Source organism: Pseudarthrobacter sp. NCCP-2145, assembly GCF_023708005.1.
GTDB lineage: Bacteria > Actinomycetota > Actinomycetes > Actinomycetales > Micrococcaceae > Arthrobacter > Arthrobacter oxydans.
Map to the genome: position 1 here is coordinate 1 of NZ_BRCG01000027.1, position 22,808 is coordinate 22,808.

Here is a 22,808-nt window from a genome sequence, read left to right on the forward strand (position 1 = left end):
CCCCGGCCCAGCCCAGTTCAGCCCAGCCCAGTTCAGCCCAGCCCAGTTCAATACCGCCCCGTTCAGCCCAGCCCGGCGAGCTCATTGCCGAGTTCCGCGGACGCAGCCGCACCATCCCCAAGAAGTAGGAAACCATGACCCTGCATGCTCCCGAAACCCCCGCCGCTGCCGCAGCAACGGCCGCAGGCACTAACGTCATCCTGGACCGCGAGGAGACCATGTCCCGCGACGAGCTCGAGGCCCTGCAGCTCAGCCGCCTGCAGCACACCGTTGCCTACGCCTACGAGCGCGTGCCCCTGTACAAGCGCAAGTTCGACGACGCCGGCATCCACCCGAACGACCTCCGGGAACTCAGCGACCTGGGCAACTTCCCCTTCACCACCAAGGATGACCTGCGCGAGGAATACCCGTTCGGCATGTTCGCCGTCCCGCAAAACCAGGTTGCCCGCGTGCATGCCAGCTCGGGCACCACGGGCCGGCCCACGGTGGTCGGGTACACCAAGAAGGACCTGGCGGACTGGGCAAAGCTGGTGGCCCGCAGCTTCCGCGCCTCCGGCATCCGCCCGGGCATGAAGGTCCACAACGCCTACGGGTATGGCCTGTTCACCGGCGGCCTGGGCGCGCACGCCGGCGCCGAAGCCCTCGGCTGCACCGTCATCCCCATCTCCGGCGGGCAGACCGAACGCCAGATCCAGCTGATCCAGGACTTCAAGCCGGACGCCATCCTGGCCACCCCCACGTACCTGCTCACCATCGCGGACGCCATGGCGCACATGGGCATCGACCCCGCCTCCACCTCGCTGAAGTACGCGGTGCTGGGCGCCGAGCCGTGGACCGAGGAAATGCGGCACGAACTTGAGGTCACCATGAACATCAAGGCCTGCGACATCTACGGGCTCTCCGAGGTCATGGGACCCGGCGTGGCCGGCGAGGCCGTGGAGACCCAGGACGGCAGCCACATCTGGGAGGACCACTTCCGCCCCGAAATCATCGACGCCTTCAACCCGGAGGTGGGCAAGGAAAACGTCCTGCGCGACGGCGAGCACGGCGAACTGGTTTTCACGTCCCTCACCAAGGAAGCGCTGCCCATCATCCGGTACCGCACCAAGGACCTCACCCGCCTGCTCCCCGGCACGGCCCGCCCCGCGCACCGCCGGATGGGACGCATCACCGGCCGCAGCGACGACATGATCATCCTCCGGGGCGTGAATGTGTTCCCGTCCCAGATCGAGGAGATTGCGCTCCGCATCCCCGAGCTCAGCCCGCACTTCCAGCTGGAGCTCACCCGGCCCGAGGGCCAGCGGATGGACCAGATGACGGTGAAGATCGAGCGCCGGGAAAGCGTCACCGTTGAGCAGTGCACGACGGCGGCGCGCGCCTTGAAGGAGCAGATCAAGATCCACGTGGGTTCTTCGTGCGCAGTCGACGTGGTGGAGCCGGGCTCGCTGGAGCGTTCCAACGGCAAGCTGCGGCGCATCTACGACCTGCGCCCCAAGGCGTAGTCATCCAGCGGTGGCGCAGGCTCCGGGCTGCGCCACCCGACCGACCGTTCGTGAGAAACTAGCCACTATGCCCAGCAGCACTGATACAGCCAGCACAGCCAAGCGCGGCCGCCCCGGATACGACCAGCAGTCGGTGCTGCGCATCGCCGTCGACGTCTTCAACCGGCATGGCTACGACGCAACGTCCATGGGTATCCTTGCGGACAACCTGGGCATCTCCAAGTCCGCCATCTACCACCACGTGCCGTCCAAGGGCGACCTCCTGAAGCTCGCCCTGGAGCACGCCCTCGGCGGGCTTGAGGCCATCCTGGAAGAGCCTGCCGCCACGTCCGGCGCGGCCGATGCCCGCCTGGAGTTCGTGCTCCGGCAGACCGTGGCCGTCCTGGTGGACCGGCTGCCGTTCGTCACGCTGCTCCTGCGGCTGCGCGGGAACACGGAGATCGAGCGGGACGCCCTGGAGCGCCGGCGCACCTTCGACCACAAGGTGGCCGCACTGATCTCCGCAGCCCGCGACGAAGGCTCGCTGCGCCAGGACATCGATCCGCGGACCGTCACCAGGCTGCTGTTCGGCATGATCAACTCGATCGTGGAATGGTACAAGCCGGGCGGCTCCCTCTCCCCCGAACGGCTCGCCGACGACGTGATCACCATGGCGTTCGACGGGCTGCACTCCACCCAGCACTGAGATAGATACTAAGGGTGCTTGGTATTTTCTCCGATCCCCGGCTACGGTTGTAGAAACCAGCCAGGACCCGGAGGAGGCCGTCCATGAATACCGTCACCCGCCGGGCGCTGCCACGTCCGGACCGCTTCCGGACCGCCGCGGGGGCAGCACTGCTCACGGCATCCCTGGCCCTCACCGGCTGCACCGGCTCCACGCCTCCCCCGGCCCCCAGCGGCTCCTCCAGCCCCGGGCCGACGTCCACGGCCACGCCTGACGGCACAGCGGCGCCGGCCCCCGCGCCGGCTGCGGAGGGCGATATCCCCCAGCTGGTGGAAAACCTCGCACCGTCCGTGGTCACCATCTTCACGGACGGCGGCCTGGGCAGCGGCGTGGTCTACTCCGAGGACGGCCTGATCCTTACGAACGAGCATGTGGTCCGGGGCAACACCCGCGTTGAGGTGGCCTTTGCGGACGGCCAGCGGGTGGAGGGAACCGTCAGGGCAACCGACCCCGTCACGGACCTCGCACTGGTCCAGGCCAACCGAACCGGCCTGCCCAAACCCGTCTACCAGACCAACCTCCCGCGCGTCGGCGAGGGCGCCGTGGTGCTCGGCTCCCCGCTCGGCTTCGAGAACACCGCCACCGCCGGGATCATCTCCGGGCTGCACCGGTCCATTCCCGGTTCCGCCTCCAACAGCCTCTCCCTGGTGGACCTGATCCAGACAGACGCCCCCATCAGCCCGGGCAACTCCGGCGGAGCGGTCATCAATATGCGCGGTGAAATCATCGGCATCAGCGAGGCCTACATTCCCCCGTCAGCCGGGGCCGTGGCCCTCGGGTTCGCGATCCCGGCCGCCACGGCCGTGGAGGTCGCCGAGGAACTGCTGGCGGACGGCACTGCCGAGCACGCCTACCTGGGCCTCACCCCGGGGGAACTGACCCCGCAGATCGCCGGCCAATTGGGCATCGACGCACGCACCGGCGTCGTGGTCCTGGCAGTGGACGACGACGGCCCGGCGGCACGCGCGGGCATCCGCCCGGGTGACGTCCTCGAGTCCCTGGAGGGCGTGGACCTCACCGCTCCGGAGAAGCTCCTGGCGGAACTCCGGAACCGCAACCCCGGCGATACCGTAGGCTTCAAGGTCAAGCGGCAGGACCAGAGCCTTGACCTCAAGGCGGACCTCATCGCGCGGCCCACAAGTAACACCCGATAGGAAGGTAAGAAAATGAGCCACCCCAAAGACGAAGCAGACGCCGGATACATCATTCCGGACCCCTCGAAGGTCCGTGAGGACGTTCCCGGCGACGCCGGCGATGAGGCCAACGTGATCCGCTTCAGCGAAGAGCAGGCACTGATCGAGGAACAGTCCCACGGCATCCGCCCGGACACCTACAGCGTCCCCTCCGGCGGCCCTACCATGGCTGAGGCCCGGGGCAACATGGACCTCTCGGACCAGAGCGAAAGCGGGCACGGCACCGGCCGTGAGGATGACAGCAGCGACGACAGCCTGCACGGCGGCGCCGAGTCCTGATTTCACGGCCGGCGGGCAGGCAGGCTGCTAACACAGCAGGCGGCCAGCACGGCGAAAGGGGCGTCCCGGAATTCCGGGGCGCCCCTTCATGTGTTTCATCGGTGTGGCTAGAGTTCGTATTCTGCCTGGACCCCGAGCTTCTCGTGGACACACAGGATGTTGTGTTCGGTGTCCATGAACCACGCGCATTTCTCCGAGTCGGTGGTGCAGATGTGGTTCTCTGTCTTCAGGTTGGGCAGGTCGTAGTCCTGGAACGCGACACCCCTGGCTTCCATGTCGCGGACCGTTTTTTCGATATCCGTGACCTCGAAGCTCAGGGCTGTGTGCTCGGAGTGCTTGCCGTCCGAGACCGGCATCAGCTGCAGCATGGGGCCGCCGTCGCTGCCGAGCAATTCGCTTCCGTCGTCTGTCATGCCGCGGTGCGGGAGTCCGAGCTTTTCGGTGTAGAACCTTCGGGCGCGCGCTGCATCATCGACTGGCAGGACGGTTGTGGCTGTGTTCATTCTTAGGTTCATGTGGCCACCTCCTACGGGCAGAATTTTACGCCTCCGCCCGCCAAAAAGAACCGGCCGCCTCCTTGCCCGGTCCAGCCTCAAACCCTCTCTCACTTGATACAGGAAATCCCCAAACCGTCTCTCACTTGATGCTGATAAATCGCCAACGCTCTATCACCTACTAGGGGCGAGTGATAGAGCGTTGGCGAAAAACCGGCATTAGGTGAGAGAGCGTCACGATGAAACCGGCGTCAAGTGAGAGAGCGTGCCAGGCGGGTGACTTGGCTGCGGGGCTACTTGGCGACGAGGGTAAGGACGTCGTAGGTGGCCACGATCTCGTCGTTCTGGTTGGTGAGCACCGCGTCCCAGGCCACTTCGCCGTACTCGTCGGTTTCGCGCGGGGTGATCTTCTTGGCGGTGAGCGTCACCCGGATGGAGTCGCCCGCCGCCACGGGGGTGATGAACCGCAGGTTCTCCAGCCCGTAGTTGGCCAGCACGGGACCCGGAGCCGGCTCCACGAACAGGCCGGCACCCCACGCCAGCAGGAGGTAGCCGTGCGCCACGATGCCCGGGAAGAACGGGTTGGCTTCCGCGGCCTCGTGGTTGGTGTGGGCGTAGAACGTGTCGCCGGTGGAGTTGGCGAACGCGGTGATGTCCTCCAGGGTGACCTGGCGCAGGTCGGAGCGGACGGAGTCGCCAATCCTCAGGGTCTCCAGCGACTTCCGGAACGGGTGGGTACCCTCCGTCTCGACGGTGAAGTTGCGGTCCGCGCCCGCGTGCCACACACCCGTGACGGCGGTGAGCATGTTCGGCGAGCCCTGGATGGCGGTGCGCTGCATGTGGTGCATGACCGACCGGATGCCGCCCAGTTCCTCACCGCCGCCGGCACGTCCGGGCCCGCCGTGGACCAGGTGCGGCACGGGCGAACCGTGGCCCGTTGACGAACGGGCGTCCTCGCGGTTGAGCATCAGTACACGGCCGTGGTGCGCGGCGATGCCGGTGACCAATTCCCGGGCCACCGCGGGATCGTTGGTGCAGACCGAGGCCACCAGGGAGCCGCCGCCGCGGGCGGCGAGGCGGACGGCGTCGGGAAGGTCCTTGTACCCGATCACCGAGGACACGGGACCGAACGCCTCCAGGGAATGGACTTCCTCCGCCTCGGGGTCCTGCCAGTTCAGCAGGACAGGAGCCATGAACGCGCCGCCGTCCACCACGCCCGTGGATCCGTCGGCGGAGGTGACCGACGGCGAATCGAGCGTCCCGTAGGCCAGCTCACCGCCGTTGTCCAGCATCGTCTGGACGGCCGCCCGGACATCCTTGAGCTGCTCCACCGAGGCGAGCGCGCCCATGGTGACGCCGTCCGCGCGCGGGTCGCCGAGGACCACACGCTCCTGGATGCGCTTGCCGATGGCGGCAGACACGGCCGGAACCATCTCCTGCGGCACGATGGCGCGGCGGATGGCGGTGCATTTCTGGCCCGCCTTCGCCGTCATCTCCGTGACCACGGACTTCACGAACGCGTCGAATTCCGGGGTTCCCTCCACGGCATCCGGCCCGAGGATGGCGGCGTTGAGGGAGTCGGTCTCGGACGTGAATCGGACCCCGCCCTGCACCACGTTGGGGTGCGACTTCAGGGAAAGCGCGGTGGATGCGGAGCCGGTGAAGGCCACCAGGTCCCGGTAATCCAGGACGTCCAGCAGCCCTCGGACGGAGCCGGAGATCAGCTGCAGCGAGCCCTTGGGCAGGATGTTCGACTCGACGATGGCCTTGACCACGGCGGCGGCAACGTACCCGGTGGGGGTGGCGGGCTTGACGATGGTGGGGACGCCTGCGAGGAAGGCCGGGGCGAACTTCTCCAGCATGCCCCAGACGGGGAAGTTGAAGGCGTTGATCTGCACGGCCACGCCGGGGATGCGGGTATAGATATGTTCACCGGCGAAGGAACCGTCCTTGGACAGCACCTCCATGGGCCCGTCCACCACCACCTGGGAGTTGGGCAGCTCGCGGCGGCCCTTGGACCCGAACGTGAACAGGACGCCGATGCCGCCGTCGATGTCGATCATCGAGTCCACCTTGGTGGCGCCGGTCTGGGCGGAGAAGGCGTAGAAGTGCTCGCGCCGGGCGTTGAGGTACTGCGCCAGCTCCTTGAGCTTCAGGGCGCGCTGGTGGAAGGTGAACTGGCCGAGTTCCTCCTGGCCGGTGGTGCGGCCATAGTCAACGACGGCGGCCAGGTCCAGCCCCTCGGTGCTTACCTTGGCCAGGACCTCCCCCGTGCTCGCATCCCGGACCGGCCTTGCGGAAGCTGCCGCTCCGGCGTCGGGCGTCCACCACGCATCCATGATGAAGCTGGGCACTGTCTCCACGGTGTCGACCGTGGCCTGGGGAGCTGTGGCTGTGGTGGTCATCGTTGACGGGTCCTTCCAACAAAGGGGCAGACAAACAGGACGAGTCATTACTGACCGTCCGTTCGGTAATATATTCACCATACATGAAGTGCCGTGCTGCACACTAGAAGGCCAGGACGGTATTCGGCCACCAAAAGGAGAACTTATGAGCGCCCCATCACCCATGGATGCTGCCGAGAGCACGCCTTCGGCGCACGAGCTGTGGAAGATCACCCTCGGCGAACTGGACGAGAAGATGGGCGTCAGGATCATTGAGGAATCCGTCCAGCGCGTGGTGGCCACCATGCCGGTGGAGGGGAACCGGCAGTCATTCGGGCTGCTCCACGGCGGGGCGTCACTGGCCGTGGGCGAAGCGGTGGGTTCCTGGGCTGCCGTGATCCATGCGAGCACCCTGGGCAAGACGGCGGTGGGCGTGGATGTTTCGGCAACCCACCACCGCTCCGCGCGGGAAGGGCAGATCACCATTACGGCCACGCCCATCCACCTGGGCGGCACGCTCACCACCCACGAGGTGCTGATCACCAACGAGGCGGGGCAGCGGCTCTGCACCCTCCGCATCACCAACCTGCTGATGCGTCGCCACAAGGAGCCTGCCGGCCGCGCCTGATCGCGTCGCTATTCGGGAGTGCGCTGCCTCCGGCGGCGGACGAGCGCCGTCAACAGGGTTCCGACGGCGATCGCCCCCGCGGCAGCACCCGCTGCCGGGAGTGCGCTGGCACCCGTGTACGCCAGGCCGCCGCCGTCGCGGTGGCGCGCGTAGCCTGACGGGTCCGCGGGAGGGGCGGCGGCAGGCGAAGGTACGACGACGGCGTCCTGGCCAGCCGCAGAGGAATCCGCCGGCGCCGGGGCCGGGGCTGCCGGCACAGGTGCGGGCGCCGGGTCTGCCGGCACAGGTGCCGGCGCGGGCAACGGGCTGGCGGGGGGCTCTTCCGGCTCCGGCTGCACCGGCGGGGCCGGTTCTTCCGGGGCCGGTTCCGGGGCAGCGGCGGCGAACTCGAAGTCCGCAGCACCGGAGGCACTGAACCCGTTGACGGTCTGCGCGGTAAAGCGAAGTGTTCCCTTGCCCTCCGGCGCCGGGAAGCTCCAGGTCCCGTCGGCGTTGACGGGGACCTCGACGGTGTCCTGCTCCTGGATGGTGATCCGGACTTTTGAGGCGGCAGCCACGGCAGAGGCAGGGGCCGCAGGGACGGTGCCGCTGATGACCTGCCCCGGTTCATAGGTGGTGCCGGGCTCGGGAGAGGACACCGAAGGCGTGTTGAGGAAGAGTTCCAGCTGGTAACCGGGCAGCACGGCCAGGCTGTCCGCCAGGGTGGCCCCGACCGCGAAATTCTCCACCACGTTGCCCTGCTCGTCAGGCGTGTCTCCGGCGGCATGAGTGCCCACGGCGTAGTTGCCGCTGACGTACGGGCCGCCGGAATCTCCGCCGCTGGACTGGACGCCGTAGGACAGGAAACCGTTGAACGCCCGCAGGTCGTTGGGGTCCGCCGCGTAGCCGGGCCCGGGAACCACAAAGATCCCCACCGCATCCACCGTGCCGCAGGACCAGGCCGAGGTCCGGCCGGAACGGCACACCGGCATGCCCGCCACGGGATCGGCCGTGCCGATGATCTTGACGTCGGGTTCCGGCTGGGACGCGTCACCCCAGGTGCTCGCTGCCGGCAGGGGGTCCAGGTCCGCACGGAGGGATTCCACCACCGCGATATCTGTTCCCACGTTGCCCGGGTCGTCCGGCTGGAGCGGGTCGTCCACGCTCCCTGGCCGGAGGACCGGGCTGTTGCCGGGGCCGCCGAACTGGCTGAAACCAAACTTTCCGAGCAGCCCTGTCCGGTTGAACTGGAATTCCAGCTCCGCCGTCTCAGCTGCCCCGTCCGAGGCACAGTGGCCGGCCGTGAGGACGGCCGGCAGGCCTGCCGGGTCAAACGCCGAAAAGCCCGTGGAGCAGATCCAGCCGGTGTCGGCGATGTAGCCGAGTCCCCCGGGAACCTCGGCCTCCGGCGCAAGCGGCGTGCCGTCGTCGAGCTCAACGTTGGCGAACCGGGCAACAAACTCCGCCGGCGATTTCCTGCCGGCGTCCGCCGCTTTGGAGCTTCCGGGCCCGGCAGCCGGGGCACCGGTACCGTCCGGGGCCGCTTCCGGCGCGTTGACGCCGCCGGTGCGGATGACGAACTTCCCGCCGGAGGTGACCACCGCCTGCAGTCCCTGCAGCCCCACCTCGGCCACGTACGCGTGGAACAGCTGCTCCGTGCTCAGCGCGAGCTCGGAACCAGGGTTTGGCACGGCAGGCTTTGGCACGGCAGGCATCGCAGCGCCGGCCGGAGCCGCCTCCAGAACAAGGCCCGGGATGCCGGCGCCGAGCGCCGCCACCGCGTCCTGGAGTTCGGCACCTGTTCCGGACACCACGATCTGCCCGTCCTGGAGCCGGGTGCCCGCATAACCGGGAACGGCCCTGAGCTGCCCGGCCGCGGCTGCGGCCCGGACGCCGAGTTCCCCGGCGGCGGCGAACTGTTCCGGGGTGAGGCCGAGGTCCCGCTGCACGGCAACGGCCAGGGCGGCGTCCGAGAGGAACGAACTGCCCGAGCCCGGGACGGCGCCGGCATCCGGGCCCGGAGCAACCACAGCCCAACCCGGCGCAGCCACAACAGCGGAGGATGCGAGGACGCCCGCCGCCGCGCCGAGGAAGAGGACCCGGCGGACGCTCATCGGGACACCCCCGCTCCGCACAAGGCACGGACGGCGTCCAGCTCCGCGGCGCTGAGTCCGTTGTCCAGCAGGAACGCGCGGGTATCGAGGCTGCGCACGAATTGCGCCACGGCCTCTCCGCGCTCTTGGAGCAGCGGGACCAGTTCCGCTTCGCCGAGGTACCGTTCCCGTGCATGGGGCGGGCCGTGGGTGCGGTAGCGCTCGTTGATGCCGCGGGCCGCGCGCCGGTAGCCCTCGGCGATGTCCTGCCCGGAGTCCCCGGCGAGGTCCTGGACCATGGCCGCCACCATGCCGCTGCGGTCACGGCCGGCCGCGCAGTGCAGCACCACGGCGCCGCGGGCCGAAGCTGCCGCAAGCTCGCGGAAGACGCCCACCAGCTTGTCCGGGAACAGCCGCGCGTTCTCGGGATAGTTGGCCGGATCGTTGAGGTAGGGGCCGGTCACGGCGGTAAAGCGCGGATCGCCCGGCTCCTCCGTCGGCGCGGAAACCACCACCATCCCGGACCAGGCGGCCCTGCCCACCACGGGATCGGTGTCCCGGCGCTGCGCCTCCGCCTCGTTGCGGAGGTCAATCACCGTGCGGATGCCGTCGTCGTACGCCTGCCGCCAGCCTGCCTCGGTGAGCCACTCGCGCCTGCCCATGCGGTAGACACCGCCGGCCACATGCCAGGCGTTAACGGCACCATCCCAGTCCATGGACCTGCCCGGTTTCTTCATCCGCACAGCTAATCACACCGGCCACAGGAGGCGCACGTCACAGCCAGGTAGTACGGTGGCTCGTACTTGCCTTCTTCCACCGTTCAAGGAGAGCCACTTGGGGAACATCACCGTACGACGCCGTCGCTCGGCTTTTGCAGCAGGCCTCGCCACCCTTGCCATGGCGGCAGGGCTGGCTACCGTGCCGGCGCAGGCTGCGGACAAGACCAAGTACATTGCCCTGGGAGACTCCTTCGCTGCCGGGCAGGGGGCCAGGCCGTACCTGGATGACTGCTACCGCAGCGGCAACACCTACTCTGAGCTCGCCGACGAGACCAAGGCGATCAAACTGGTTGCCAACGAGGCCTGCAGCGGGAAGACAACCCAGGATGTGGTGGACTCCCAGCTTGGGCGGCTGAACAAGAGCACCGAACTGGTGACCATCACCGCCGGCGGCAACAACCTCGGCTTCGGCGCCATCATTACCTACTGTGGAGTATCGCTGGCGGGTGCAACCCCGGGCCAGGAGTGTGCTGCTGCCACCGCGAATGCAACCGCCCAGCTCGAGAGCGGGCAGCTGTACCGCGACGTGGTCTCGATGATCGAGGGCGTGCAGGCCGCCGCGCCCAACGCCAGGATCGTGGTCACCGGTTACCCCTACCTCCTGGACCCCATCCCGGCCGGGCAGACTGGTGCCGCGGCGCTGTTCATCTACCAGGCCACCGAGTTGGCTGATGACCTGAACGGTGCAATCGCCGAGGCCGCGGGCGACACCGGCGCCACCTACGTCGACGTACGGTCCGCTTTCCTCGGCCATGGCGCTTTGTCGCCGGACCCGTGGATCAACCTTGGCGGCGCGGGCAGCCCGGACAGCTTCCACCCGAACGCCGAGGGCTACGAGGCGTATTACGCCACCCTGGACGCCGCCGGAGCCTACTCCGCCGGCTAGCCGGGAACAGCTAGCCGCGCCTGGCCAGCCGGTGCTCCAGGCCCGCCCGGACCATGGGCCACTCGTGCTCCAGGATGGAGAACACCACAGTGTCCCTGAGGAGCCCGTCGCGGGTCCTGGAGTGGTTGCGCAGCACGCCGTCCTGCTTGGCGCCCAGCCGGGCGATGGCCTCGCGCGACTGGTGGTTCAGCCAATGCGTCCGGAACTCCACGGCCGGGCAGCCCAGCGTCTCGAACGCGTGCCGCAGCAGCAGGAGCTTGGAATCGGGGTTGGTCCCGGTTCCCTGGACGGAGGCGGCGTTCCAGGTGGAGCCGATCTCCACCCGGGGCGTGCCGGCGTCGATGTTCATGTAGGTGGTCATGCCGATGATCCGGCTGGGCGCGCCGGTGCCGGGGTCGATCAGCCGGGTGGTGAACGGCAGCATGGATCCCTGCTCCTGCAGGTCGAGGCGGCGCCCGATCTCAGCGGCCATCTCCTCGGGGGCCGGCACCGAGGTGTACCAGAGCCGCCACAGCTCGCCGTCCCGTGCCGCGTCCACCAGTCCGTCGTGGTGCTCCCTGGACAACGGTTCCAGGGTTACATACCTGCCCGTGAGGGTAAGGGGTTCTAGGAAAGTCACGGCACCAGCCTAGGTGCAACCACCGGGGCCGGTTACGCTGGGGACAGCATCAGGACGGCGAGCGAGGGAGTTTACGTGTCAGGAACCAATCCGGACCCGGAGGATGACAAGATCACAGGCCTGGAGCCCGGCGGCGGGGTGCCGCCCGGCGAAACGCCTCCCGGTGAAGGGTCGGTGGCAGGCACCCAGGAGCCCCGGCAGAAGGGCTCGGGGAAGGGCCAGCAGATCTTCTGGATGGGCGCCATCGGGGCCGGCGTCCTGCTGTTCCTGCTCTACTTCATCGGCTACATCGTCGGTTTCTTCGACTGACCCGCGCCCCTATCCGGGCCAGCCAAAAAAGCCCTTGCCGGTTTTCCGTCCCAGTTCGCCCCGGGCCACCTTGTCCTTGAGGATCTGGGGCGGGGCGAACCGCTCGCCCAGGGTGGAGTGCAGGTACTCGGCAATGCCGAGCCGTACGTCCAGTCCCACGATGTCCGTGGTCCGCAGCGGCCCGGTGGGGTGCTTGTACCCCAGGACCATGGCGGCGTCGATGTCCTCGGCGGACGCAACCCCTTCCTCAACCATGCGCATCGCCTCCAGGGCGATGGCCACACCCAGCCGGGAGGACGCGAACCCCGGGGCGTCATTAACCACGACGGCGGTCTTGCCGAGTGCCTCCACCCACCCCTTCGCCGCGGCAGCGAGCTGGGGAGACGTGCGCTTCCCCAGCACCACCTCGATGAGCGTGGACGCCGGAACAGGGTTGAAGAAGTGCAGGCCGAGGAAGTTTTCGGGCCGCTTCAGTTCACCGGCGAGGCCGTTCACGGACAGCGATGACGTGTTCGAGGCCAGGAAGGCACTCTCGCCCAGCCGTTCCTCGATGCCCCGCAGTGACGTGACTTTCAGGTCCCAGTCCTCCGGCACTGCTTCCACCACCAGCTGGCGGTCCGCAAAGTCGTCGTAGTCCACCGTGACGGACAGCCTGGACACCATTTCATCCAGGTTGGCGTCCGTCATGCCGCGCTCAATACTCTTGGCCGCGGCCGATTCCACGCGCTCACGGGCAGCTTCCGCTGACTGGTCGTCGCGCTCCACCACCAGCACGTCCGCGCCCTTGACCAGAAAGGCATGGGCGATTCCGGCACCCATGCGGCCGCCGCCCAGGACGCCTACGAAGTGGGGAAGATCAGTGGGCAGGCCGGGGGAAAGTTCGGGTGTGCTCATCGGTTCTGCTCTCCGCTCTCTGTGCCTTCCGGGGTTCCGGTGGTGGCGGCGGTGGCTGCACTGCCGCCGTCCTTCGTGCCGGTTTTCTTGTCGTTCTTCCTGTCCAGGAACTGCTGCATCCGGTCGAATTTGGCCTCGGATTCAAACAGGATCCCTTGTGCCAGCTGGTCGATGACGGGATGCGCTTCCGCAGGGGCATGGAACACGGACTTGGTGATCCGCACTGCCAGCGGATCCTGCCGGGCGATCCTGTCCGCCAGGCTGTGTGCCGCGTCCATGAGTTCCGGTGCGTCGTGGATTTCGGTGATGAGGTTGACGGCCAGTGCTTCTTCGGCGGTGAGGATCTTTCCCGCCAGGAGGACCTGCTTGGCCATGGGCTCCCCCACCAGTTCCTTCAGCCGCCAGCTGGCGCCGGCGGCAGCGAGGATTCCCAGCCCGGTTTCGGGGTTGCCAATGCGGACGCTGGATGTCCCGATCCGGAAATCCGCCGCGTAGGCGAGCTCCGCGCCCCCGCCCAGGCAGTACCCGTCGAGCGCGGCAATGACCGGCATGGGCAGCTTGGCGATGCGGACAAAGATGGTGGAATTGATGCCCTGCAGGGCATCGCCCCGGCGGCGTTCGCGCAGCTGGGCAATATCCGCGCCGGAGGCGAACACGCCATCCACGCCGGCGATGATCAGCACCCTGGGGTCCTGCTCCAGCGCGGCGCACACCACGTGCAGCTCGTCCACCATCTGCTGGTCGATCGCGTTGCGCACCTCGGGCCGGTTCAGCAGCACCACCACCCGGTCGGTGCGTTCCTCCACCAGGAGCGTCTGGAACTTCTCCGCTGCCAGGTCCACGGGGCCCGCCATCAGACTTTCTCCAGCAGCATGGCCGTACCCTGGCCCACGCCGATGCACATGGTGGCGAGGCCCCTCCTGGCGTCCTCGCGCTCCATCCGGCCCAACAGGGTGATCGCAATCCGCGCCCCGCTGGAACCCAGCGGGTGCCCCAGGGAGATCGCACCGCCGTCGTTGTTGACAATGTCCGGATCCAGGCCGAGGCGCCGGATGCAGGCGAGCGATTGCGTGGCAAAGGCTTCGTTAAGTTCGACGGCGTCCAGGTCGCCTGCGCTGAGGCCGCTCCGCTTGAGCACCTTCTGGGTGGCGGGGACCGGGCCGATGCCCATGATTTCCGGCTCGCAGCCGGCCGAGGCGCCGTCTATGATGCGTGCCCGGGGCGTCAACCCGAGCCGTTCGATGGCGGCTTCGGAGGCCACGATGATGGCGGAGGCGCCGTCGTTCAGGGTGGAGGAGTTGCCTGCGGTGACCACTGAACCTCCGTGCGTCACGGGCTTCAGTTTGGCGAGGACCTCCATGGTGGTGCCTTCGCGGGGGCCTTCATCCGTGTCCACCACGGTCTCGGATTTGCGGGTCCTGACGGTCACAGGGACGATCTCGTCCTTGAACCGCCCGGCAGCTATGGCGTCGAGGGAGCGCTGGTGGGACCGGACGGCAAAGGCGTCGGCATCCTCGCGGGAGATGTTATCCACGCGGGCCACTTCCTCTGCGGTCTCAGGCATGGAATAGGTCATTTTGCCGTCGCGGGACAGCTCGCCCTTCTGGAACAGCGGGTTGGCGAACCGCCAGCCGATGGACGTGTCAAAGATGGCGCCGGGCTTGGCGAAGGCCGTGGCGGGCTTTTCCTGCACCCAGGGCGCCCGGCTCATGGATTCCACGCCGCCGGCTATCACGATGTCCGCCGCACCCGACTTGATCATCTGGCTGGCCATGATGATGGCGCTCAGCCCGGACGAGCAAAGCCGGTTGACGGTGATTCCGGGGATGTGGAGGGGCAGCCCGGCCAGGAGGGTGGCCATCCGGGCCACGTTGCGGTTTTCCTCGCCGGCCCCGTTGGCGTTGCCCAGGATGACCTCGTCGATGCTGTCCGGGTCCAGGCCGACCCGGCTGACCGCTTCCCGGAGCACCAGGGCGGCCAGGTCATCGGGACGGACGGAGGAGAGGCTTCCGCCGTATCTGCCCACCGGGGTCCGTACCCCGCCAACAAGGAAAGCCTGCGGACCTGCGGTTGCAGCCATGGAAACACCCTTCACGCGATAAACAGCACTGTCATCAGCAGCCGGTAAATCCCCACTTACCGACCGTTCGTTCTGTAAATAGTACACGGGAGGGTGTGCCGTGGATACGGGAACCCCTCAGCGCGCCGGCGTCCTGTGCGCGCGTCAGAGGACAGTGAGCCCCAGATGCGCTGCCAGCAGGGGTGCCAGGAGTCCAAGCTGGGAGTCGTCAATGACCACGCCGCCAAGGCTGCCGAGTCCGCTGATCCCCCTGAGCTCGGAGCCGCGCAGGTCAAAGTCCTTGAGCGTGGCCCCACTGAAGTCCAGGGAGCCGATGGTGCAGTCCTTCAGGGCTACGCGCGTTCCAGTGGCCGAGCCGAGGTCCAGTTCGTTGATGATGCAGCCGCTGATCACGACGTCGGTGAGCTTGGCGCCCCGCAGGTTGAGGAAATCGAGTTTTCCGCCGTCAATGCGGACCGACTGCCAGCCGCTCTCGTACAGTTCTGCAGAACCGAGGCGGGCATTCCGGATCTCAACTTCCCGCCACGTGGACCGGGCCGCCAGGAGGACCGGCGCGTATAGCTCCTCCAGGATGCAGTCGCGGAAGCTGGAGCCGCGCAACTGCGCTTCGTTGAAGGCCGCGCCCCGGAACTCACAATCGATGAAATCCGCGCCGCCCAGGTCCATCCCCTCGGCAGCCACACGGCTGTACCGCGCGCCGTCGTACCGCCCTCCACGCTGGAAGTCCGGCTCGGCGACGTCGGTCAGGTTTTCGAGCCGGACAGGGGTCAGGCGCGGTGCCGCAACGCCGGGGGGTGCTGCCCGCGGGGTGCGCGCGGCCATTAGATGGATTCCGCCTTGGCTGCTATTTCTGCCAGGTCCTTGCGGAGGGCCTTCCGGGTGGCCGCCATTGCCATCTTGCCGAAGATCGCCATCATGATGCGCGTTGCTGCGGTCGGCTTGTGCATCTCTCCCCCGAACGTCACGCTGAGGTCCGTTCCGCCGTCGCGAGGGGCAAGGGTGAACAGCGTGCTGTAGTCGGCGCCGCCCTGGACAGCTTTCACGGTGGTGCTGCGCGGCGGCTCAGCCTGCGCCACCCACATCTCCACCGTCTCTGATTTGCCCATCATCTTCCGGGTTTCCTTCCAGCGCGTTCCCTCGCCGTACGGGCCGTCCGTCAGCAGCTGGACGGACTCCACGCCGGTCAGCGTGGAGGCGGAGCCGGGAATGTCCGTAATGACGGACCATACTTTTTCCGGTGACGCGTTGATGTGCTGGCTGAGGCTGATGCTGTGCTCCATGGCTTTGAGCCTAGCCGTGGAGCCGTGCAAGCGACAGAACCACGGCGCCACCGGGGACTTGAATTAGTAAGCATGCTTCGTGTTAGTGTGAAAATGTTCGGTCACCGGAAACGAAAGGAGCCCCATCATGGGCCTCGGAGACAAGATCAGCAACGCAGCGGAAGACATGGGCGGCAAGGCCAAGGAAGCGGCCGGCAACGCCACGAAGAATGACCGTCTGAAGGCCGATGGCCAGGCAGACCAGGTCAAGGCCGACGCCAAGAAAGTCGGCGAGAGCGTCAAGGACGAGTTCAAGCGCGACTAGCTTTTTTCATCGATTGCTCCGATACTGCCGTTTTGGGGCGCCATAAGGGCAGGTACGCAGCAATCGATGAAGCCCGTCACCATCCGCTGCGGGTCGGGGTGTGCCCCTGCCGGGAATCCGCGGGCATCGTCATTTCGGCGCGCAGCCCGAGGAGCCGGATGGGCCGGCCCGGCTCGATTTTCGCCGCAAGGTCGAGGGCGCGTGCCAGCACGTCCGCGGGGTCCGATGTTTCCGGAATCTTCCGGGCGTACGTCTTGGTCAGGAACGGCGCGTAGCGGACCTTGAGCGTCAGCCCGACCACCGGCCGGCCCTCGGCGGCGACATCCTCCAGGACGTGGGTTGCCAGTTCCCTCACGGCACCATCAATCTGGGCGGGCCCGGTCAGATCCTGCTGAAAAGTGGTTTCGCGGCTGTGCCCCCGTGCCACCCAAGGCGTGTCGTCGACTGTCCGCGAGCCGTCGCCCCGCCCCAACTGCGCGTACCAGGGCCCCATTTTCGGGCCGAACTCGGGGACCAGGTCCTCGGGATTGGCCGCGGCCAGCTCGGCAACCGTCCCGATGCCGAGCTTGGCCAGGCGGGCAGACACCTTCGTCCCCACGCCCCACAGCTCGATCGTCGGCCTGCTCCCCATGACCTCCAGCCAGTTGCCTTCCGTGAGCCGGAAGACCCCGGCCGGCTTGCCGAACGTCGTTGCCACCTTGGCGCGGACCAGGGTGTCGCCGATGCCTACGCTGCAGTGCAGCAGGGTCGCCTCCAGGACGGCGTGCTGCAGGCGGCGGGCATAGGCCTCCGGATCTTCCGTCCGGACGCCAACAAAGGCCTCATCCCAGCCAAGCACCTGGACCGTGGCGCCGGGCTGTGAGCGCAGCACCGCCATGACCTTCTCGGACGCCTCAAGGTAGGCCTCGTGATCCACGGGCAGGATCACGGCGTCGGGAACTTTCCGTGCTGCGATGCGCAGCGGCATTCCCGAGCCCACGCCGTAGGCCCTGGCTTCGTAGGACGCCGTGGACACCACTGCCCGCTCGGCGGGATCACCGCGGCCGCCAACAATCACCGCCTTCCCCGCGAGCTCGGGCCGGCGGAGCACTTCGACGGCTGCGATGAACTGGTCAAGGTCCACATGCAGCACCCACGGTTCGTCCACACGCCCAAGTCTGCCCCCGCCGGCCGCTCCGCACCACCGCCCCGGCACCAGCGATTGCTTCGTAGCGGTCCTTTTGCGGCCCCAAAACGGCAGTTGCGGAGCAATCGATGCCGGGAAACGCCGACGGCGGGACTCCCCTCCCAAGGGGCGTCCCGCCGTCGTGCGTCCTGCTGTGGGCGCTAGTTGTAGAGCACGTGCTTCGGTTCGTTGGCCTTGACCTTCTGCCAGCCGAGCCACAGGAGCAGTGCGAAGAACGGGATGGCGGCCAGGGTCCACAGGCCCAGGTAGAACACCTCGCCGGACTTGCTGGTCATGGTGTCGAAGCCGATCAGCACCGTGATGACCAGCAGCGAGACCAGGCCGGCCCAGCTGGTCCACGGGGAGCCGGGCATCGGCAGGCTGGAGGTGACGCCCTTCTTGTGGCGCAGCGCGATCTGGCTGGCAAAAATGGCACCCCAGGTGAAGATCACGCCGATGGACGCCGTGTTCAGGGCGAGGTCGAAGGCGTGCGAGCCGCCCAGCCAGATGTTCAGCAGGATGCCCACCAGGTAGAACGCCGCGATGGCCAGGATGGCCGCGTACGGAACGTGGCGGCGGGACATCCGGGTGAGCCACTGCGGGGCGTGGCCGTTGTTGGCCATGGTGCGGAAGACGCGGCCGATCGAGTACAGGCCTGAGTTGCAGGAGGACAGCGCCGCGGTGATCACGATCATGTTCATCACGTCGCCCACCCAGGCGAGGCCCATCTGGCCGAACACGGTGACGAACGGGGAGGTGCCGGCCACGTACTGGTCGGACGGCAGCAGCATGGCGAGCAGGGTCACGGAACCGACGTAGAACACCACGATGCGGAGGACGACGGCGCGGATCGCCTTGGGGACTTCGCGCTGCGGGTTCTGCATCTCGCCGGCGGTGATGCCCACCAGTTCGATGCCGTTGTAGGCGAAGATCACGGCGTTGAGTACCAGCACCATCACCAGGGCGCCCTTGGGGAACATGCCGCCCTCGGCCGCGAACAGGTTGGCCACGGAGGCGTTGCCGTCGCCCACCTGGGCGTTGGTGACCACCATGAACGTGCCCACCACCAGGAAGATCAGGATGGCGCCCACCTTCAGGCAGGAGGCCCAGAACTCGAACTCGCCGAACGCCTTGACGCTCAGCAGGTTGACGGCCACCAGCAGGGCCAGCGCAGCGATCGCTGAGGCCTCCACCGGAACGTTGGGGAAGAAGAACTGGAAGTACAGGCCAATGGCGATCAACTCGGCAATGCCGGTCATGCCCCAGTTGATGAAGTACATCCAGCCGGACAGGAACGCGCCCTTTTTGCCGAACATTTCACCGGCGTAGCTCACGAACGAACCCGAGGTCTGGCGGTACATGATGAGCTCGCCGAGTGCCCGCATGAGCAGGTAGGCGATGACGCCGGCAATGGCGTAGGAGAAGATCAGGGCGGGGCCGGTGGAGGCCAGGCGTCCGCCGGCGCCCATGAAGAGGCCGACGCCGATGGCGCCGCCCATGGCGATCATGGTGACGTGGCGCCTGCCCAGCGTCTTGCTGTAACCCTCGGCGCTGAGGGAGGGGTCGACGGCGGCGGATGGTGCCGTGGGGTTCTGGAGATCTGTGGGGGTACTTTGAGGCACAACTGTTCCTTGTGGGTTGGGGGGTTGGCCGCATCCGGCGCACGCATGGTTTCGCCCACAAAATTCGGTTTATTGCCTCATGGGCATCCGGATGTGAGCGGAATCTCTCGTGGCGCCGAAGCTTCGCGCGGCTCGTCTATCCTACAAGACCCACCGGGGTGCTACGTGACCCGCACTACACCCCGCCGGCCTCCAGCACAAGGTTCTGCTCACCATCCACGCTGACGCGGTAGGCCTGCAGCGGTTCGGCACCGGTGGTGGAGCAGCCGCTGGTGAGGTCGAACGCGTGCTGGTGCAACGGGCAGATCACCTGCTGGCGGTCGATGGTGCCGTCCGCGATGGGGCCGCCGCGGTGCGGGCAGACTGCCGCGAGCGCCCGCACCGTTCCGTCGCGCAGCCGGAAGACGGCCACCTGTTGGCCGTCCACCGCAAATGCCCTTCCCTCGCCCAACGGAACCTCGTCCACGGGGCCGAGGACGTGTGGGGCTGGAGCCGCGCCGGAGGCGCTCATCGGACCGGCACCTGTGGAAGGACCGTCAGCGGCAGGGACGTCCTGAACTGGCCGGGCGTCAGCGGATCCGCGCGTTCGCTCCACGGATCCACGTAGCTGTCCACGGACGCCTGCATCGCGGCATCCAGCAGCGCCGCGATCCCCTCCGCATCCTCGACGATCACCGCGCGGAGATGCTCGATGCCCACCCGGGGCACAAAGGCGTAGGTCCGCTCGAGCCAGTTGGCGCGTTCGCGGTAGTACTGCATGAAACGCCCGGTGAGGACCTTCACCTCTTCGGGGCTGTCAACGGTGGCCAGGAGGTCACCCTTGCGGATGTGGGCTCCCGCCGCTCCCCCAACGTAGATTTCCCAGCGGCCGCCTTCCACGGCCACCACGCCCACGTCCTTGACCAGGGATTCCGCGCAGTTGCGGGGGCAGCCGGAGACTGCCAGCTTCAACTTTGCCGGCGACTCGATGCCCTGGAACCGGGATTCGATCTCGATGCCCAGCCTGGTGGAGTCCCCCGTCCCGTAGCGGCAGAAATCCTTCCCAACACAGGTCTTCACGGTGCGGAAGCTCTTGCCGTAGGCGTACCCGGAGGGCATGCCCAGGTCGGCCCAGACCTGTGGCAGGTCCTCCTTGGGGATGCCCAGCAGGTCGATCCGCTGGCCGCCGGTGAGCTTGATCAGGGGCACGTTGTACTTCTCGGCCACGTCCGCGATCCGGCGCAGCTGCTGCACGGACGTGACGCCGCCCTTCATCTGCGGCACCACGGAGAAGGTGCCGTCCCGCTGGATGTTGGCGTGGACCCTGTCGTTGATGAAGCGGGCATCGCGTTCGTCGACGTACTGGTCCGCGAGCATCATCTTGAGCAGGGATGCCAGGCCCATTTTGGACTTCGCGTCCTCGGCGCCGCCCGGGGCCAGCGCGTGGAACACGGCCGAAACAGACCGGAGCCCGCGTTTCCGGATCTCTGCCATCAAGGCGGCCTTGTCCAGGGGGATTCCGGGCACGTAGTAGGAGGCGGCTGGGTCCTCTTCAACAGCCCCGTCCGCGGCCCACTCCACCACCTGTTTCACCAGGAGCTTGCACGAGCCACAGCCCTTTCCGGCCCGGGTGGCGTCCATGGCCCCGGCTACCGAGGCGCAGCCACCCCGCACTGCCGTGGCCAGGTCCTTTTTACTGACACCGTTGCAGTTGCAGACCTGGGCGTCGTCGTCCAGTTCTGCGACGCCCACGTCCTCCCCGGGAGTCCCCAGATCGAACATCAGGCCGAGCCGCTCCTCGGGCAGCGGAAGGCCGCGGTCGTAGGCCTGGGTCAGGAACGCCACCTTGCGGCTGTCGCCCAGGAGGGTGGCGCCCACCATCTTGTTGTCGCGGACCACGATGGACTTGAAGACCCCGCGGCTGGGTTCGGAGAAAACAATATGCTCGTCGGTGTCGAGCTCCGGCCCCTGCAGGCCCATGGACGCGACCTCCACCCCCGCCACCTTGAGCTTGGTGGCGGTCCGGGAACCCAGGTACGCGGCGCTGGTGTCCGCGCCGGTCACATGGTTTGCCAGCACCACCGCCTGCTCCCACAGCGGTGCCACCAGCCCGTACACCTCCCCGCGGTGCTGGACGCACTCCCCCACGGCGTAGATGTCGTCCTCGTCCTGCACGCGCAGCCGGTCATCCACCACGATGGCCCGCTCCACCGGGAGTCCGCTGAGGACGGCCAGGTCCACGTTGGGACGGATCCCGGCCGCCACCACCACCATGTCGCAGTCAATGTCCGGCCGGTCCCGGAGGCTGACGCCGGTCACCCTGTCCCTGCCGAGCACGGCGGTGGTCCGGGTGCCCGTCAGTACCCCGATGCCCAGGGCCTCAACGCTCCGGCGGAGCACCGCGCCGCCGTCGGGCCCCATCTGCGCGCTCATGAGGTGGCCGCCCGAATGGACCACGTCCACCCCCAGCCCGAAGCTGCGCAGCCCGGCGGCGGCCTCCAGCCCCAGGAGGCCCCCGCCGATCACCACGGCATGCCGGTGATGGTCATGCCGGGCGTGCTCGGCCATCTTGCGGGTGTCGTCGATGGTGCGGAAGCCGAAGACGCCCGGTTTGACCGAGCCGCCGGGCGTGTAAAGGCCGTCCATCGGGGGCAGGTGCGGGCGGCTGCCCGTGGCGATGATCAGGGTGTCGTAGGGAGTCACCCGGCCGTCGCTGGAAAACACGTGCTTGGCGAACCGGTCGATCCTGTCCGCCCGGACCCCCGCGTGGAGCGTGATGCCGTTGTCCTCATACCAGGACAGCGGGTTGAGGAAGATGTCCGCATCGCTTTCCTCCCCGGAGAGGACGTGGCTGAGCATGATCCGGTTGTAGTTGCCGTAGGGTTCGTCTCCGAACATGGTGATGCTGAACTGCTCCGCACCGCCCCTGGCCAGGATCTCCTCCACCGCGCGGGCTCCGGCCATCCCGTTCCCGATGACCACCAGGCGGCGGCGGCTGTCCCGGCTGCGTGCCCGGCCGCCTGGCCGGGGTTGGGCCCGTTCGGCCACGCTGGTCATCAGTGCTCCACCATGCCCAGGTCGATCACCACGGTGCCGTTGACGCCCTCCGGCGCGGCCAGGTACAGCTCGATGGCCGAACCGCCCTCGATGTCCTCCACCACGCGCAGCGGGACGTGGACGTCGCCCTTGGCTCCAATGGGGAAATACCGCATGGGCACGCCATTGCGCATCAGGACCACGGCGATCAGTTCGGCGCTGCAGTTGCCGCCGCGGAAGTACAGCGCCTGGTTGACGACGCCGTCCGGGACATAGTGCGAGAGCTCGCTGTGCAGGGGCACGGGTTTCTCCATCCCCACGCCTTGGAAGTGGTAGATGCCCTGCATGAAAAGGTTCCTGGTGATCACGGGCAGATCCTTTCGGCCGGCGGAATGACGGGCATGGCCCTATCTTCCGCCGCCGATGTTTCCGCCTGCCGGTCCCCCGGTAAAGACTGCTTAACGCAAATCTCACCGGTCCACAGGCTGGCTGCCGCCCCACATGCGTCGCTTTTGTCCTGCGAGGCGGGAGGAAACCCCGCCAATCCGGGCCGGCTGCGCCGCTGCACGGCCAAAAGTG

General features: G+C 67.6%; 23 protein-coding genes. 8 read left to right on the plus strand and 15 right to left on the minus strand.

All coding sequences use genetic code 11. The features are described from left to right. The first annotated feature begins 134 nt into the window (after positions 1 to 134). The 4 genes from paaK to NFU08_RS18630 all read left to right on the plus strand — a co-directional run bounded on the left by paaK (position 135) and on the right by NFU08_RS18630 (position 3,698). Complete coding sequence (gene paaK, locus NFU08_RS18615) at positions 135 to 1,502, plus strand: phenylacetate--CoA ligase PaaK (protein WP_174177947.1); 1,368 nt, start codon at positions 135 to 137, stop codon at positions 1,500 to 1,502. 67 nt (positions 1,503 to 1,569) lie between these two features. Then, positions 1,570 to 2,187, plus strand: a complete 618-nt coding sequence (locus tag NFU08_RS18620) for a TetR/AcrR family transcriptional regulator (protein ID WP_174177945.1) — start codon at positions 1,570 to 1,572, stop codon at positions 2,185 to 2,187. Positions 2,188 to 2,270: 83 nt separating this feature from the next. Beyond that, entirely contained in the window at positions 2,271 to 3,380 is a 1,110-nt protein-coding gene (locus NFU08_RS18625; protein WP_251425292.1) for a S1C family serine protease, read from the plus strand. Between the two features lie 12 nt (positions 3,381 to 3,392). Next, positions 3,393 to 3,698 carry a hypothetical protein gene (locus NFU08_RS18630; protein ID WP_174177942.1) on the plus strand — a complete coding sequence of 102 codons (306 nt, stop codon included), beginning with the start codon at positions 3,393 to 3,395 and terminating at the stop codon, positions 3,696 to 3,698. A gap of 107 nt (positions 3,699 to 3,805) precedes the next feature. Here NFU08_RS18630 and NFU08_RS18635 read toward each other — a convergent pair whose 3' ends face one another. Both NFU08_RS18635 and paaZ read right to left on the minus strand, forming a co-directional pair. Further along, positions 3,806 to 4,201 (minus strand): VOC family protein, encoded by a 396-nt coding sequence (locus NFU08_RS18635; RefSeq protein ID WP_251425295.1) that lies wholly within the window; start codon positions 4,199 to 4,201, stop codon positions 3,806 to 3,808. 284 nt (positions 4,202 to 4,485) lie between these two features. Then, positions 4,486 to 6,597 (minus strand): phenylacetic acid degradation bifunctional protein PaaZ, encoded by a 2,112-nt coding sequence (paaZ, locus tag NFU08_RS18640; protein ID WP_251425298.1) that lies wholly within the window; start codon positions 6,595 to 6,597, stop codon positions 4,486 to 4,488. A gap of 145 nt (positions 6,598 to 6,742) precedes the next feature. Between paaZ and NFU08_RS18645 the strand changes: the two genes are divergently transcribed. Next, positions 6,743 to 7,204 (plus strand): PaaI family thioesterase, encoded by a 462-nt coding sequence (locus tag NFU08_RS18645; RefSeq protein ID WP_251425301.1) that lies wholly within the window; start codon positions 6,743 to 6,745, stop codon positions 7,202 to 7,204. 8 nt (positions 7,205 to 7,212) lie between these two features. Here NFU08_RS18645 and NFU08_RS18650 read toward each other — a convergent pair whose 3' ends face one another. Both NFU08_RS18650 and NFU08_RS18655 read right to left on the minus strand, forming a co-directional pair. Beyond that, positions 7,213 to 9,297: a S1 family peptidase gene (locus NFU08_RS18650; RefSeq protein WP_251425304.1), complete on the minus strand. Its 2,085-nt coding sequence runs from the start codon at positions 9,295 to 9,297 to the stop codon at positions 7,213 to 7,215. Beyond that, positions 9,294 to 10,013, minus strand: a complete 720-nt coding sequence (locus NFU08_RS18655) for a tyrosine-protein phosphatase (RefSeq protein WP_246256156.1) — start codon at positions 10,011 to 10,013, stop codon at positions 9,294 to 9,296. The genes NFU08_RS18650 and NFU08_RS18655 overlap by 4 nt, the downstream gene beginning before the upstream one ends. A gap of 97 nt (positions 10,014 to 10,110) precedes the next feature. On the opposite strand from NFU08_RS18655, the gene NFU08_RS18660 reads away from it, so the two are divergent. Next, positions 10,111 to 10,941, plus strand: a complete 831-nt coding sequence (locus tag NFU08_RS18660; RefSeq protein ID WP_251425307.1) for an SGNH/GDSL hydrolase family protein — start codon at positions 10,111 to 10,113, stop codon at positions 10,939 to 10,941. A gap of 10 nt (positions 10,942 to 10,951) precedes the next feature. Here NFU08_RS18660 and NFU08_RS18665 read toward each other — a convergent pair whose 3' ends face one another. Then, the gene (locus tag NFU08_RS18665; protein WP_251425310.1) at positions 10,952 to 11,560 is read right to left on the minus strand and encodes a GNAT family N-acetyltransferase; all 609 of its coding nucleotides are present in this window, start codon (positions 11,558 to 11,560) and stop codon (positions 10,952 to 10,954) included. Positions 11,561 to 11,635: 75 nt separating this feature from the next. Here NFU08_RS18665 and NFU08_RS18670 point away from each other — a divergent pair, with 75 nt between their 5' ends. Continuing rightward, the gene (locus NFU08_RS18670) at positions 11,636 to 11,869 is read left to right on the plus strand and encodes a DUF6480 family protein (RefSeq protein ID WP_174177928.1); all 234 of its coding nucleotides are present in this window, start codon (positions 11,636 to 11,638) and stop codon (positions 11,867 to 11,869) included. 9 nt (positions 11,870 to 11,878) lie between these two features. Here the strand turns inward: NFU08_RS18670 and NFU08_RS18675 are convergent, their stop codons facing one another. The 5 genes from NFU08_RS18675 to NFU08_RS18695 all read right to left on the minus strand — a co-directional run bounded on the left by NFU08_RS18675 (position 11,879) and on the right by NFU08_RS18695 (position 16,123). After that, positions 11,879 to 12,763, minus strand: coding sequence for a 3-hydroxyacyl-CoA dehydrogenase family protein (locus tag NFU08_RS18675; protein WP_251425313.1), 885 nt, complete (start codon positions 12,761 to 12,763; stop codon positions 11,879 to 11,881). Continuing rightward, positions 12,760 to 13,617 (minus strand): enoyl-CoA hydratase/isomerase family protein, encoded by an 858-nt coding sequence (locus NFU08_RS18680; RefSeq protein ID WP_251425316.1) that lies wholly within the window; start codon positions 13,615 to 13,617, stop codon positions 12,760 to 12,762. Before NFU08_RS18680 ends, NFU08_RS18675 begins: the two co-directional genes overlap by 4 nt. Then, entirely contained in the window at positions 13,617 to 14,843 is a 1,227-nt protein-coding gene (locus NFU08_RS18685; RefSeq protein ID WP_251425319.1) for a thiolase family protein, read from the minus strand. The genes NFU08_RS18680 and NFU08_RS18685 overlap by 1 nt, the downstream gene beginning before the upstream one ends. 144 nt (positions 14,844 to 14,987) lie before the next feature. Beyond that, positions 14,988 to 15,665, minus strand: coding sequence for a pentapeptide repeat-containing protein (locus tag NFU08_RS18690; protein ID WP_174177922.1), 678 nt, complete (start codon positions 15,663 to 15,665; stop codon positions 14,988 to 14,990). Beyond that, positions 15,665 to 16,123, minus strand: a complete 459-nt coding sequence (locus NFU08_RS18695) for an SRPBCC family protein (protein ID WP_251425322.1) — start codon at positions 16,121 to 16,123, stop codon at positions 15,665 to 15,667. Before NFU08_RS18695 ends, NFU08_RS18690 begins: the two co-directional genes overlap by 1 nt. 127 nt (positions 16,124 to 16,250) lie before the next feature. Here NFU08_RS18695 and NFU08_RS18700 point away from each other — a divergent pair, with 127 nt between their 5' ends. Next, entirely contained in the window at positions 16,251 to 16,427 is a 177-nt protein-coding gene (locus NFU08_RS18700) for a CsbD family protein (protein ID WP_251425325.1), read from the plus strand. A gap of 76 nt (positions 16,428 to 16,503) precedes the next feature. Here NFU08_RS18700 and NFU08_RS18705 read toward each other — a convergent pair whose 3' ends face one another. From NFU08_RS18705 to NFU08_RS18725, 5 genes are all read right to left on the minus strand, one after another. After that, a complete protein-coding gene (locus tag NFU08_RS18705; RefSeq protein ID WP_251425404.1) occupies positions 16,504 to 17,559 on the minus strand; it encodes a DNA polymerase IV in 1,056 nt (351 codons plus the stop codon). Between the two features lie 194 nt (positions 17,560 to 17,753). Further along, on the minus strand, positions 17,754 to 19,214 hold the full coding sequence (locus NFU08_RS18710) for an amino acid permease (protein ID WP_174177918.1): 1,461 nt from the start codon (positions 19,212 to 19,214) through the stop codon (positions 17,754 to 17,756). Between the two features lie 175 nt (positions 19,215 to 19,389). Next, a complete protein-coding gene (locus NFU08_RS18715) occupies positions 19,390 to 19,725 on the minus strand; it encodes a Rieske (2Fe-2S) protein (RefSeq protein ID WP_251425328.1) in 336 nt (111 codons plus the stop codon). Beyond that, complete coding sequence (nirB, locus tag NFU08_RS18720; protein ID WP_251425331.1) at positions 19,722 to 22,250, minus strand: nitrite reductase large subunit NirB; 2,529 nt, start codon at positions 22,248 to 22,250, stop codon at positions 19,722 to 19,724. The genes NFU08_RS18715 and nirB overlap by 4 nt, the downstream gene beginning before the upstream one ends. Then, entirely contained in the window at positions 22,250 to 22,597 is a 348-nt protein-coding gene (locus NFU08_RS18725; RefSeq protein ID WP_174177913.1) for a molybdopterin oxidoreductase, read from the minus strand. Before NFU08_RS18725 ends, nirB begins: the two co-directional genes overlap by 1 nt. Between the last annotated feature and the right edge of the window lie 211 nt (positions 22,598 to 22,808).